Here is a 13,237-nt window from a genome sequence, read left to right as displayed (position 1 = left end):
GGATTCCCTAGCCCTGCCACCGGCGCAGCACGACCACGGCGTTGTGCCCGCCGAAGCCGAAGGAATTGCTCATGACCACGTCCACGTCGTGCGCCTGCGCCTCGTGGGCGACGAAGTTGACCGCGCGGTCGATCGGCCGGTGGCAGTTGATCGTCGGCGGCACCAGCCCGCGGTTGATCGCCATCGCGCCGACGATCGCCTCCACCGCGCCCGCCGCGCCGATCATGTGGCCGGTCATGGACTTCGTGGAGCTGATCGGGACGCGCTTGGCGTGCTCGCCGAACACCGCGCGGATCGAGTCCAGTTCGGACTGGTCGTTGAACACGGTGCTGGTGCCGTGCGCGTTGACGTAGCCGACGTCCTCGGGCGCGAGGCCCGCGTCGGCCAGCGCGCCGCGCATGGCGGCCCGCGCTCCCCGGCCCTCGGGGTGCGGCGCGGTCCAGTGGTGGGCGTCGGACGTGGCGGCGTAACCGGCCACCTCGGCGAGGATCGTCGCACCGCGCGCGAGCGCGTGCTCCTCGGACTCCAGCACGACGATCCCGGACCCGGAGGCCATCACGAACCCGTCGCGGTCCTCGTCGAACGGCCGGCACGCCTCGGTGGGCGCGTCGGTGCGGGTGGACAGCGCCTTGGCGTTGCCGCTGCCCGCCAGGTCCACGCGGGTGAGGATGTTCTCCGCGCCGCCCGCGATCACCGCGTCGACCACGCCGTAGCGCACCCAGCGGGCCGCCTCGCCGATGGCGTCGGTGCCGGTCGCGCATGCGCTGCTCACCGCCCGGGTCGGGCCGGTGACGCCGAACGCCAGGCTGATCTCGCCCGCCGCGCTGTCGATGGCGCCGGTGATGGGCGCGAACGGGCTGACCGCGCGCGGCCCCTTGGCGTTGAGCGCCACCACGTGCTCGCCGAGGGACTGCATCGGCCCGTAGCCGCTGCCGATGAGCGCGCCGACGCGGTGCGCGTTGTCCTCGGTGATCTCCAGCTTGGCCGTGCCGACGGCCTCCGACGCGGCGGCGAACGCGTACCGCGCGTAGGGGTCCATGCGGCGGAGCTGCTTGTGGTTGAGGTACTTCTTCGGCTCGAAGCCCTTGACCTCGCCCGCCAGGTCGGTCGGCAGGTCGGAGGCGTCGACGACGGTCACGTTCCCGATGCCGCTGCGCCCGGCGACCAGCGCGTCCCACGTCTCGTCGGCGGTGAGGCCGACCGGGGACACCACGCCCCAGCCGGTGATGACGACCCGCCTGCCGTGTCGTTCAGCCATGTGCTGCTCCTCGCTCCAGTCAGGGGGTCAGTCGGCGACCGGGAAGGCGCCGCCGAGTTCGTGGTCGGCGAACAACGCGTCTTCCAGGCGTGCGGGGACGTTGAGGACGACGACCTCGCCCTCCCGCGAGCGCCGCCACGCGTCGGCGACGTCGGCGCGCAACGACTCCTTGGTGACGGTCACCTGGTGCACGCCGCGCAGTTGCGGCGCGCGGGCCGTGACGGCGTCCGGGTCCACGAACGCCGTGCCCGCCAGGCCCTCGTTGTGCGGGCCGAGCTGGGAGTGCAACCAGCCGTAGCCGCCGTTGCGCAGCACCACGTACAGCAGCCCGGAACCGAGGGCCGCGGCCGTCGGCAGGTCGGCGTCGAACAGGCCGAACGCGCCGTCCCCGACGAACGCCACCACCGGCCGGTCGCCCGCCGCGGCCTTCACGCCGATCGCCGCCGCCGCGCCGAACCCGAGGCTGGTCTGCTCGGACGGCACGACCGAGCCCGCGCCGTGCGCGCACTCGAACCGGGGGAAGCTGTAGGACCACATGTCCTGCAAGCCGTTCTCCTGCACCAGGACGCGGTCGGCGGGCAGCTCGACGTCGAGCGCGGCCAGCACCTCCACGACGTGCGGCCCGGGTTTCGCGGCGAGGTCGGCCAGCTCGCGGCGGTGGTCGGCGCGCAGCCCGTGGTGCACCTCGTCCACGCGCTTGGACCACTCGGCGGGCGCGCCGTCCACGACCTGCTCCAGCCAGGCCGCGCACACGTCCGCGCCGTCGCCGAGCACGACCGGTCCGGCGTACTGGGTGGCCACGCCCGCCGCGTCCACGTTGACCTGCACCACGGGCACGGTCGTGCCGAGGGCGGCCGGCCAGCCGTAGGTCGCGGTCTCCTCCAGCCTGCTGCCGAGCACGACCACGCAGTCGGTGTCGTCCCACAGCGCCTTGGCGCGGTCCGGCGCGTACAGGCCGGCGAGCCCGATGAACCGCACCGACGACTCGTCCACCACGCCGCGCCCGCTGGCCGTGCACGCCAGGGCCGCGCCGACGCGTTCGGCGAACCGCTCCACCACGCCGTCCGCGTTGCGGTGCCGCATCCCGCCGCCCACCAGCACGATCGGGCGTTGCGCGTGGCGCAGCGCGTCCAGCGCCGCCGAGTCGCCGGACACCGTGACCGACGTGGGGCGCTCGACGGGCGGCGCGGGCGGCGGCACGGGCACGTCCACCCTCAGCAGGTGGTCGGGCAGCTCCACGTACACCGGACCGGGCGCGCCGGAGGTGGCGACCAGGACGGCCCGGCGCACGGCGGGCGCGAGCCGTGCGGGGTGGTCGACCCTGGTCGCGGACTTCACCAGGGGCGCGACCACGGCCTGCTGGTCCAGCTCCTGGAACGCGCCGCTGCCCCGCCGTTCGGCCGCCGTGCCGCCGGAGAGCAGCAGCACGGGCGCGCCGGACGACGCCGCCTCCAGCAGGCCCGTCACGGTGTTGGTCACCGCCGGGCCCTTGCCGACGAGCGCGACGCCGAGCGCGCCGGACCGCAAGGCGTAACCCGTGGCCATGAACACGGCGTTGCGCTGGTCCCGGCACACGACCAGCCGGACACCGGCGGCGTGCAGCGCGCCGAGGGCGTCCAGGTCGTCGTCGGGCAGACCGAACACGACCTCGACACCGGCTTCGGCGAGCAACCGGGCCACGGCGTGCCAGGCGCCCCGGACGTGGTGGCCCGCGGGGTTCTCGCCGGAGGCGTCCTCGCCCGGAACGTCCTGTGCGGACGGCGGTTCCATCTCGATCACACCCATCTGTTCGGCGGCCGTCAGGCCGTGCGGCCGGTGGCGTCGGACGCGGCCAGGCGGTCGGACCCGAGGTGGTCCGCGACCGCCTTCGAGATCAGCAGCGGCTCGGCGTGGCGCTTGCGGCCGTAGGCGGCGTAGTTGGCGCGGATGCCCGTGCCGCCGAACGGCGCGTTGCCGTCCTCGATGTCGATCACGGTCTCGTTCACGCTGACCGTGTGCCGCCGGCGCAGCAGCTCGACGGTGTCGGGCAGGTCGCCGTAGACCGTGGCGGCCATGGCCCGTTCCTGGAAGTACTGGTGGTCGAGCATCGGGTGCAGCCAGTCCGTCGAGGTGAACGGCACCACGTTGAAGATCGGCGCGAACAGCTCGGGCGGCGTGATCCTGGTGTCGGCCGGTCGGATCAGCACGGTGGGGCTGAGGTGGTCGTCCACGAAGTTGACCTCGCCGCCCGCCGCGAGGTGCTCGCGACCCGACCGCAGGTAGTCCAGCGAGGCGTCGAACGCGTCGAGGTAGAACATGTGGCTGTAGTCGGCGTTCGGGTCGTCGAACCGGCCGTAGCGCAGGTTGTCCACCCGGCGGCACAGCAGGTTGCAGAACTGGGCGCTGATCGAGGTGTGCACGAACACCACGTCCGGGCCGAAGCAGTCCTGGCCGGAGTTCAGCATCCGCACGCGCAGCAGGCCGTCGACGGCCTTGGGGATGTCGGCGTCCGCGCCCACCACGAACGGGTTCACGCCCTGGCCGAAGTAGAGGAACAGCTGGTCGCGGCGCAGCCCGGCGCGGATCTTCTCGGCGTTGTTGAACGTGCCGGTGAACACGAGCACGTCCGAGCGCGCGCCCTCGCCCTCCAGGAACTCCCGCTGGTCGCTGTCGTCGAGCACGATCGGCAGGTGGTGCACCCCGGACAGCAGCTCGTGCAGCTTGAGCAGCTGGTCGGCGATGCGCCGCGACGGCCGGAACACGACGCGTTCGCTGTAGAGGCTGGGGATCGCCAGGTACAGCACGTAGCTGTAGAGCGGGATGTTCGACGGCATCAGCACGCCGATCTGGCCGATCGCGGGCGGCCGGTACCGGGCGATCTCGGCCGCGGCGCCCTCCAGGGCGGCGATCGAGGCGTCGATCTCGCCGTACGCGGTCTTGTAGCTCATCACCTGCGTGAGCAGGGACATCACCTCGGTGCGGCGTTCGCGCAGCAGCTGGGCGAGATCGGTGAGCCGGGCCAGCCGGTCGGGGAACGGGATGGCCGACGGGTCGGCGTCGCCGTGCACGCGGGGGAAGACGCCCTTGACGCCTTCGAGCGCCACCGTCGAGGCGGCGATGTCCCGCAGCGCCTGGAGGTCGACCTTGCCGTTGCCGTTGAGCGGCAGCTCCTTGAGCACGACCACGCGGTTGGGCTGCTCGTGCGCGGCGACGAACCGGGACACCGCGCGCTTCCAGTGCGCCACGGGCTGCTCGGCCGGGTCGGTGATCACGAACACGAGCTGGGTCCCGCGCTGCTCGTCCTCGACCGGGATCACGCGCACGGGCGCGCCGCACGCGCCGGCCTTCTCGGCGATGGCGTCGGGGTAGAGCGTGTGGCCGAAGCGGTGCACGGCGGACTTGCGGCCCAGCACCCGCAGCTGCCCGGCGGGCGTGAGGTAGCCGATGTCGCGGGTGTGGAACTCCTGCCGCTCCACCTCACGGACGCGTCCGCCGGGTTCGAGCAGGCCGACCATGATGTCGGGGGTGCGGACCACGACCTCGCCGATCTCGCCCGCCGGCACCGGGTTGCCCAGCGGGTCGCGCACCTCCACCGCGACGCCGTCCAACGGCGTGCCGCAGTAGGTCGGGTCCTCGGTCGAGGACAGCGCGACGTTGCCGGCCTCGCTGCTGCCGTAGCCGTCCAGCAGCGTGGCGTCGAAGCGGGTCTCGAAGCGGGTGCGCAGCTCGTCGCGCAGCGGTTCGCCACCGACGCACCACATGCGCACCGAACCCAGGTCGCGGGTGTCGCGACGGGCGACGACGCGCAGCATCGTGTCGTAGGTGGCGGGCACGGCGTCCACGACCGTCACGCGCTGTCGGGCGATCACGTCCAACGCCTGGTCGACGCGCCTGCTCGGCGCGATGACGAGCGTGGCGCGGGCGTTCCACCACAGCAGCAGCATGGACAGCCCGTACTGGTGGGTGAAGGGCAGCAGCGGCAGCAGCACGTCGGACTCGACGTAGCCCATGCGCGCCTGGGTGCGCTCGACGTTGCGCAGCACGGAGGCGCCGGAGCGCACGACGCCCTTGGGTTTGCCGGAACTGCCGGAACTCCAGACCACGAGCGCGTCACGCCGGCGGCCCCACTTGGCGAAGGTCAGCTCGGGGACCTCGGCCACCGGCACGTCGCGGGCGGTCTTCACCAGGCCGCGCAGGTCGAGCAGGCCGGCCGCGATGCGGTCGAACGCGGGGTCGGCCTGGTCGGCGTCGGTGACGAACCAGCGGGCGCCGGAGTCGACCACGTGCTCGGCGGACTGCGCGGGTGGCAGGCCCGGGTCGACCAGGCCGACCGAGACGCCCAGCTCCATCAGCGCGAACAGGAGCACCACGAAGTCGTCGGAGTTGCGCGCCGACAGGACGACCCGGTCGCCGTCGCCGACCCCGCGCTCGCGCAGCACGCCGATGAGCGCGTGGCAGCGTTCGGCGACGTGGGCCAGGGGTGTTTCCCCGCCGTGTTCGTTCACAAGCATGGCTCTGCCCTCGTTCCTCGTTCATCGGACACCCACCGGGGCGTTGACGCGGAATGGACCCGGTCCGGCGGCACGCGAAAACCCCGTGCGGGACCGCATTCGTCAATACCGCCCGGACAGGCGTGGGCGGCTCACGAACCAGAACGTGAGCCGAGGCTTTCGGACACATTTCACCCGCGACCGCACGCGGGGTGCCGGAATTCGCGCGGGGGCGCTAGGAGAAGGGCCGCGCCGCACGTGGCCCACGTGTCGGGCGCGACACGTGCCACGGGCGCAACCGCTGGGCACGACTCGGCGTGACGCCCGGTGGCGCGGTGTCGACCGCGCCACCCGAGTTACCGCCGGTAGTGCCCGCCTCACGTTTGTCCGCCCCGCGCGCCGCGTTCCCGAATAACCCGGGAACGGCGGCGAACGGGCCCCTGGGACAGGAGATCGTATTCACTGCCGTTGTCCTCGATGGAAGTTCGCGCGCGGCCGGCGGACCACGCGTCACAGTACTGCGCACGCCGTTCCAGTACTGGAGGGCGTGCCGACACCTCCCTGATCTGCGCGGATCCCGGAGGTGGCTGATCGTCGGACGGGATCGTCAATCTCCAACAGGTATCGAGTCGTTCCCGTTCCTCAGCACCGACCACCTTGGCAACGAGGTCGGTCGATCACAATCAGCCGATCGGCGCAGCACGCTGACAAATCCGTCTCAAAACCCTGAACGAGAACGCTGTTCACATTGTTCGGCGCGGCAAGCTAGCGACCCCTTGATCGGGTGTCAAATCGAGCCAAAGGGCCCGGTGAACGCCCATGAACTTCCGGCACGTTCCAGTACCGCCGTAACATGGAGATATAGATGACGTATAGACGGTGGGACCGGTGGGCAGCCGGACGATCTTCACGTTAACTCGACCGACAGGTTGTCCACAGAGTGCGGTGGACCGACGCGCGCACCGATCGAGACGGCACACCGGATCCGCCCGGCCACCGACCTGCGCACCTCCGAAGCGCGGAGGCCGAAAAGGACGGCCGGCTCCGTGTCCCCGCAGCACTTCGGTTGACGCGGCGCTCCGGCGCGCGCCAGACTTGCCCGGTTTGACCGGTCAAATGAGACCCGCCACCGTCCTCGCCGCCACGAGGTGACTGCCGATGACCGACCTGCCGCCGTCGTCCGTTGTGGACCTCCACATCGGACGCACCCCACGGTTGCTCCACCGCACCAAGCACTCGGGGTCGCGTGTGTAGCGACCGGACCGTGCCCACCTCACCGGAAGAACGAGCTGCCGCCGCTTCCTGCCGCTCGACGGGGGTCCGGGCCGACCAGCCGGCTTTCCTCGGCCGCATTCGCGGTGGAACACCTGCCCGGTGGCCACGCCGACAGGGCCGGCCAGACCCGGGAATGCAGAGAGGCGGTGGGCCGCATCGCGCACCCACCGCCTCCGCGGTCCAGGGTCGCCCCTGGGTCGAACCTCAGCCCTTGACGGGCGGCACGGTGCCGGTACCGGTGTCGCCTTCGGCGGCAGTGCCGGCGGTGCCCGAGTCGGTGCCGGCGTCGGCGCTGGTGCCGGCCTCGCGGTCGGCGGTTGTGCCGGTGCCGGCGGTGTCGGCCTCAGTGGCGTCGGTCCCGGCAGTGCCGGTCCCGGCGGCAGCGGCGGTATCAGTGTCGGCGGTGCCGCCGGCGGTCGTGCCGCCGTCGGCGGCAGCGGTGCCAGTCTCGGTGTCGGTGGTGGCACTGGCGGTCGTGCCCGGGTCGCCGTCAGTGGGCGCGGTGGGTTCCGGGCGCTCCACGCCGACCGACCACGGGCCCGCCAGAGCCGCGAACGCCGCCACGGCCGTCACCATCGGCGCGGCCACCGCGGCCACCACGCCGGCCGTCACCGGGATGTCCAGCACCGGCTCGCCCTTGCCGTTGCGCACGACCACCCGGCGCGTGTTGCCCTCGTGCACGAGCTGCCTGATCTTGTCCGTCAACGCCTCGACACCCGGCGCCTGACGATCACCCTGCTCCGTCATGTCTACCCCCTTCGCCGACCATCCTCCCGCGTGCCGGTCGTCCAGATCCAGTCGCGTCGCTTGAACGGCCCTCACCACGGTGTCCGGACAACCGGCGTCGTGTCCGAAGTGGACACCGCCACCCGCCGCACAGGAAGCGCCGGGCGTCGCCGGCGATGTCACCGCACGCCCGGCCGCGCGGAGAGTACCGCGGCTTCGTGGAGCTAATTGCCGATCGCCGTGGAGCTATCTTTTCGGTACCGTGGCTCCATGGGAACTCCCGGTGCACGGCGCCAGGCGCGTGGCGAGGTCGAACGACTGCCGAGCGGGTCGTTGCGGGTGCGGGTGTACGCCGGGGTCGACCCCGGATCGGGCAAGCGGCGCTACCTGACCGAGACGGTGCCCGCCGGTCCGGCGGCCGACCGCGAGGCGGAGGCGGTCCGGACCCGGCTGCTCGACGAGGTGGACGCGATGCGGAACCCGCAGGCCAAGGAGCGGCCCCGGGCGAACGCGCGTCCGCGCGGGCGCCGGCGTGGCGAGCTGACCGTCGCGGCGGTCGCCCGACTGGCCGGCGTGTCCGCGCCGACGGTGTCGAAGGTGCTCAACGGGCGTCCGGGCGTGGCGGCGACGACCCGGCGGCGGGTGGAGGCGGCGCTGCGCGAGCACGGCTACCGTCGACCGGAGGCGGTCGTGCGGGCGCCGAACGTGGAGGTCGTCTTCTTCGGCATGCAGAGCTACCTGGCGGTCGAGGTCATGCACGGCGTGGAGCGGGTCGCGGGCGCGCACCGGCTGGCCGTGGGCTTCACCGACGCCGCGCGCCAGTCGGCGACCGGCCGGTCCTGGGCGCACGACCTGCTGTCGCGGCAGCCGTTGGGCGTGGTCGTCGTGCACCTCGGCTTCACCAGCGAGCAGCACGGCCTGCTGGCCACGAGCGGCATCCCGCTGGTGGCGCTGGACCCGACCGGCGAGCCGGAGCACTCGGTGCCGTCGGTCGGCGCGGCCAACTGGAGCGGCGGCATCGCGGCGGCCAGGCACCTGCTCTCCCTCGGCCACCGGCGCATCGCCGTCATCGCCGGCCCGCCCGAGCGGATGTGCGCGCGGGCCAGGCTCGGCGGCATCCGGGCGGCGATGGCCGAGCACGGGATGCCGCTGGACGAGCGGTTGGTGCGCATCGGGCAGTGGTTCGCCTTCGAGGAGGGGTTCATCCACGCCCGCGAGCTGCTGCGGCTGCCCGACCCGCCCACCGCCGTGCTGTGCGGCAACGACCTCCAGGCGCTCGGCGTCTACGAGGCGGCCCGGCAGGCGGGCCTGCGCGTGCCCGAGGACCTCAGCGTGGTCGGCTTCGACGACATACCGGCCGTGCGCTGGTGCGGGCCGCCGATGACCACCGTGCGGCAGCCGATGGTCGAGATGGGCGCCGCCGCCGCCGAGCTGGTGCTGACCCTGGCCGCGGGCCGGACGCCCGACCAGGCCCGGGTCGAGCTGGCCACCACCCTCATCGTCCGCGACAGCACCGCGCCGCCGAAGTGAGTCCACATGGCGAAATCGTGCTGCGCCGAACGAGTGAAGTGCCGAAGCGTTTCCACAGTTGATCGAAAGCTTTCGACCTGCGGACACGTCCGCTCGTCCGGCGTTCGCGCGCGTTCGCCCTGGTTGCCCTCCCCCGCTCCGCGTCCCTAACTTCCGCAACGGGCGGGAGCGACTCGGAGGGACGACGATGTTCCAGAGGATGTTCCAACGGCGACGGCTGCCCGCCGTCGCCGCGGCACCGGTCGTGGCGGTGAGCGCGGCGCCGGTCGCCTCGGCGGCCACCGCCGTCACGGTGAACGCCGCGACCACCTACCAGCGCATCGACGGCTTCGGCTTCTCCCAGGCGTTCGGCCAGGTGGCCGCGTTCCGCAACGCGGACGGCTCGCCTGCCGTCGTGGCGCTGAACACCACCTGCTCGGCCGTCTCCGTGCCCGTCACGGGCATGAGCACGCAGGCCGTGCCGCACCTCACCAACGGCTCGAACAACACCGCGGCGCAGACCCCGATCACCACCAGCGGCGGCGCGCTCACCTCCACCATCCCCGCTCGTTCCCCGGTCACCTACGAGGTCCGCTCATGAGCCGCTCACCAGTCGTGTCCGCGATCCTCGGCCTGGTCGTCGTCGCGGCGGTGGCGCCGGCGGTCGTGATGACCGCCCGCGCGCCGGACGCGTCGGCCGCCGCCGAAGGCGACTACGTCTCGTTCGCCCCGGTGGACGGCGGGTTCGCGCTCGCCGCGAACGGCCGGGCCGCGCCGCTGTTCGTGAGCGGTGGCGACTTCCCGGGCGTGGTGCGGGTGGTGGACGACCTGCGCACCGACGTGGAGCGCGTCACCGGCGTGCGGCCGACCGTCTCCACGGGCACGCCGACGTCCGGTGAAGCGGTGCTGGTCGGCACGCTCGGCCGCAGCGCGCTGATCGACGGGTTGGTGTCCGCCGGGAAGCTCGACGTCGCCCGGATCCGGGGCAAGTGGGAGACGTCGCTGCAACAGGTGGTCGAGAACCCCGTGGCGGGGGTGAGCCGGGCGCTGGTGATCGCGGGCAGCGACCAGCGGGGCACGATCTTCGGCGTCTACGACGTGTCGCGGCGGATCGGGGTGTCGCCGTGGCACTACTTCGACGACGTGCCGGCCCGCAAGCACAGCGCGTTGTACGTCCGGCCGGGCAGCCACTCGCAGGGCACGCCGGCGGTGAAGTACCGGGGCGTGTTCATCAACGACGAGAACCCCTCCACCGGTCGGTGGGCACGGGCGACGTTCGGCCCCGGCCTCGCGCCCGGCCAGCCCGGCGGGCTGAACCGCCTGTACTACGAGAAGGTCTTCGAGGCCATGTTGCGGCTCAAGGCCAACTACCTCTGGCCGGCGGTGTGGGGCCGGGCGTTCGCCGAGGACGATCCCGCCAACCACGCCACCGCCACCCGGTACGGCGTCGTGATGGGCACCTCGCACGAAGCGCCGATGATGCGCGGCATCGAGGAGTGGAAGCGCAACCCGACCCGCTACGGCGGCAACGGCGAGTGGAGCTTCGTGCGCAACGCCACCGCCGTGCAGAACTACTGGGCCGACGGCATCAAGCGCATGGAGCGGGAGAAGTTCGAGGGCGTCGTGACCCTGGGCATGCGCGGTGAGGGCGACACCAGCCTGCCGGACGGCGACGGCGTCGAACTCATGCGGAGCATCATCGCGAGCCAACGCCAGATCCTCGACCGCGAGAGCAGCACGCCGCTCGACCGGATCCCGCAGGTCTTCACGCTCTACAAGGAGGTCCAGCGCTACTGGGACCGCGGCCTGCGCCCGCCCGACGACGTCACGGTGGTGTTCGCGGACGACAACTGGGGCAACATGCGCAAGGTCCCGGACCCCGCGCTCGCGCCCCGAGCGGGCGGGTACGGCTTGTACTACCACTTCGACTACGTGGGCGGCGGGCGCAACTACAAGTGGGTCGACACGATCAACCTGGCCAACACCCGTGAACAGCTCGACCTGTCGTACCAGAGCGGCATCGACCGGCTGTGGGTGGTCAACGTCGGAGACCTGAAGAACGAGGAGGCGCCCACCCAGTTCTTCCTCGACTACGCCTGGAACCCCGCCGCCATCCCCGCCGACGGCATCGCCGAGTGGACCCGCCAGTACGCCGCCCAGAACTTCGGCGAGCAGGCCGCGCCCGCGATCGCCGACGTCCTGCACACCTACGGGCAGTTGCAGGCGCGCCGCAAGCCCGAAGCGACCAACCGGCGTTACACCAGGGACACGGCCGGCGCGATCACCACCGACGACGCGATGACCCCGTACAGCATCGAGAACTACGGCGAGCTGGACCGCGTCACGGCGGAGTGGCAAGCGCTGGCCGCGAAGGCCCAGGCGGTGGGCCGCACGCTGCCCGCGACCGACCAGGACGCCTACCACCAGCTCGTGCTCTACCCGGCGAAGGCCACCGCCAACCTGTACGCGCTGCGCAAGGCGCAGTTCCTCAACCGCTGGTACGCCTCACAAGGCCGGGCGGCCACCAACGACCTCGCCGCGACCGCCGAGGCGCGCCTGGCCGACGACGTGGCGATGTCCAACCACTACAACACCACCCTCGCCGGCGGGAAGTGGACCGGCTGGCAGACCCAGACCAAGTTCGGCTACGGCGACAAGGCCCGCTACGGCAACAACGCGAGCTGGCAGGAACCGCCGGAGCCCGACCAGATCTACCCGGCGGTGCAGCGCATCACCGTGCCGTCCGCGGCGTCGATGGGCGTGGCGATCGACGGTTCGCTGAGCTGGTGGCCCAACGCCACCGGGCAGCCGGTGCTGCCGGAGTTCAGCCCCTACCAGACCCAGCCCGCCCAGCACGTCGAGGTGTTCAACCGGGGCACGAGCCCGTTCACCTACCGGATCACGCCGTCCGTGCCGTGGCTGACCGCGACCCCGGCCAGTGGCACCGTCACCAAGCAGACCCGCGCCACGCTCACGGTCGACTGGTCCCGGGCGCCCGCCGGGAGGACGACGGTCCCGATCGCCGTCACCGGCGCGGGCCGCACCGTCACCGTGCAGGCGGTGGTGAACAAGCCCGACGCGCCGCCGGAGGGGTTCGTGGAGGCGAACGGCTACGTCTCCATCGAGGCCGACCACTACACCAAGGCCGTCGACGGCAACGGCGTCTCGTGGTCGCACCTGCCCGACATCGGCCGCACCGGGTCGGGCATGCGGCCGAGCCCGGTGACCGCCGCCGACCAGACACCGGGAGGCGACGGTGCACGCCTGGAGTACCAGGTCAACCTGACGACGACCGGACCGGTCACGGTGTGGGCGTACCTGTCGCCGCGCAACAACGTCCGCCCCGGCGCCGGCGTCGAGTACGCGATGTCGATCGACGACCAGGCGCCGAAGACGGTGAACACCACGACCGCCACGGGGTCGGACGACACGGCCATGAACAAGGGCTGGGAGCTGAACGCCCTGGAGGCCGTCAACCGCACGTCGACCACGTTCACCGTCGCGTCCCCCGGCGTGCACACCCTGAAGTTCTGGGCCGTCGACCCCACCGCCGTGCTCCAGAAGCTGGTGGTCGACACCGGGGGCCTGAAGTACAGCTACCTCGGCCCACCGGAGAGCCACCGGGTCACACCCGGCGATCCGACGACGACCACCACACCGACCAGCACCACCACCACCACTACCACCACGACCACGACCAGTCCGGCCGGGTGCACCGCGTCCGCGTCCCTGAACTCGTGGAACGGCGGCTTCACCGCCACCGTGGAGGTCACCGCCGGGTCGTCGGACATCGACGGCTGGACCGTGACGCTCACCCTCCCCCCGGGGGCAACGGTCACCAACGCCTGGAACGCCCAGCGCGACGGCGACACCGGCACCGTCCGGTGGACCAACGCGAGCTACAACGGCCGCGTGGCCGCCGGCCAGTCCACCGAGTTCGGCTTCCAGGGCACGGGCGTCGGCACCGGTGTCGCCCCGACCTGCACGACCCGCTGATCAC

The 13,237-nt window shown here is 72.3% G+C and carries 7 protein-coding genes; 3 read left to right on the top strand and 4 right to left on the bottom strand.

Annotated elements, in window-relative coordinates:
• Nucleotides 1-7: 7 nt before the first annotated feature.
• From fabF to ABTZ99_RS30280, 4 genes are all read right to left on the bottom strand, one after another.
• Nucleotides 8-1,258 carry a beta-ketoacyl-ACP synthase II gene (gene fabF / locus ABTZ99_RS30295; protein WP_499616038.1) on the bottom strand — a complete coding sequence of 417 codons (1,251 nt, stop codon included), beginning with the start codon at nucleotides 1,256-1,258 and terminating at the stop codon, nucleotides 8-10.
• Between the two features lie 27 nt (nucleotides 1,259-1,285).
• Nucleotides 1,286-3,028, bottom strand: coding sequence for a thiamine pyrophosphate-binding protein (locus tag ABTZ99_RS30290; RefSeq protein ID WP_499616060.1), 1,743 nt, complete (start codon nucleotides 3,026-3,028; stop codon nucleotides 1,286-1,288).
• A gap of 29 nt (nucleotides 3,029-3,057) precedes the next feature.
• Nucleotides 3,058-5,748: an aldehyde dehydrogenase family protein gene (locus ABTZ99_RS30285; protein ID WP_498783550.1), complete on the bottom strand. Its 2,691-nt coding sequence runs from the start codon at nucleotides 5,746-5,748 to the stop codon at nucleotides 3,058-3,060.
• Nucleotides 5,749-7,206: 1,458 nt separating this feature from the next.
• On the bottom strand, nucleotides 7,207-7,911 hold the full coding sequence (locus ABTZ99_RS30280) for a DUF4342 domain-containing protein (protein WP_499616035.1): 705 nt from the start codon (nucleotides 7,909-7,911) through the stop codon (nucleotides 7,207-7,209).
• An 87-nt stretch (nucleotides 7,912-7,998) separates the two neighbouring features.
• Here ABTZ99_RS30280 and ABTZ99_RS30275 point away from each other — a divergent pair, with 87 nt between their 5' ends.
• The 3 genes from ABTZ99_RS30275 to ABTZ99_RS30265 all read left to right on the top strand — a co-directional run bounded on the left by ABTZ99_RS30275 (nucleotide 7,999) and on the right by ABTZ99_RS30265 (nucleotide 13,233).
• On the top strand, nucleotides 7,999-9,258 hold the full coding sequence (locus ABTZ99_RS30275) for a LacI family DNA-binding transcriptional regulator (RefSeq protein WP_498783546.1): 1,260 nt from the start codon (nucleotides 7,999-8,001) through the stop codon (nucleotides 9,256-9,258).
• A 199-nt stretch (nucleotides 9,259-9,457) separates the two neighbouring features.
• Complete coding sequence (locus ABTZ99_RS30270) at nucleotides 9,458-9,838, top strand: glycoside hydrolase family 30 beta sandwich domain-containing protein (protein WP_499616032.1); 381 nt, start codon at nucleotides 9,458-9,460, stop codon at nucleotides 9,836-9,838.
• Nucleotides 9,835-13,233 carry a glycosyl hydrolase 115 family protein gene (locus tag ABTZ99_RS30265; protein WP_499616029.1) on the top strand — a complete coding sequence of 1,133 codons (3,399 nt, stop codon included), beginning with the start codon at nucleotides 9,835-9,837 and terminating at the stop codon, nucleotides 13,231-13,233. Before ABTZ99_RS30270 ends, ABTZ99_RS30265 begins: the two co-directional genes overlap by 4 nt.
• Nucleotides 13,234-13,237: the final 4 nt, after the last annotated feature.

Source organism: Actinosynnema sp. NPDC002837, from assembly GCF_040295345.1.
In the GTDB taxonomy this organism is placed as follows: domain Bacteria; phylum Actinomycetota; class Actinomycetes; order Mycobacteriales; family Pseudonocardiaceae; genus Actinosynnema.
The sequence above is the reverse complement of the archived record's forward strand: the minus strand, read 5'-3'. Positions and strand labels throughout refer to the sequence as shown.

Excerpts from the sequence above, each read along its gene's own strand:
- fabF (WP_499616038.1), bottom strand. The coding sequence starts at position 1,258 with ATGGCTGAACGACACGGCAGGCGGGTCGTCATCACCGGCTGGGGCGTG.
- ABTZ99_RS30290 (WP_499616060.1), bottom strand. The coding sequence starts at position 3,028 with ATGGAACCGCCGTCCGCACAGGACGTTCCGGGCGAGGACGCCTCCGGC.
- ABTZ99_RS30285 (WP_498783550.1), bottom strand. The coding sequence starts at position 5,748 with ATGCTTGTGAACGAACACGGCGGGGAAACACCCCTGGCCCACGTCGCC.
- ABTZ99_RS30275 (WP_498783546.1), top strand. The coding sequence starts at position 7,999 with ATGGGAACTCCCGGTGCACGGCGCCAGGCGCGTGGCGAGGTCGAACGA.
- ABTZ99_RS30270 (WP_499616032.1), top strand. The coding sequence starts at position 9,458 with ATGTTCCAACGGCGACGGCTGCCCGCCGTCGCCGCGGCACCGGTCGTG.
- ABTZ99_RS30265 (WP_499616029.1), top strand. The coding sequence starts at position 9,835 with ATGAGCCGCTCACCAGTCGTGTCCGCGATCCTCGGCCTGGTCGTCGTC.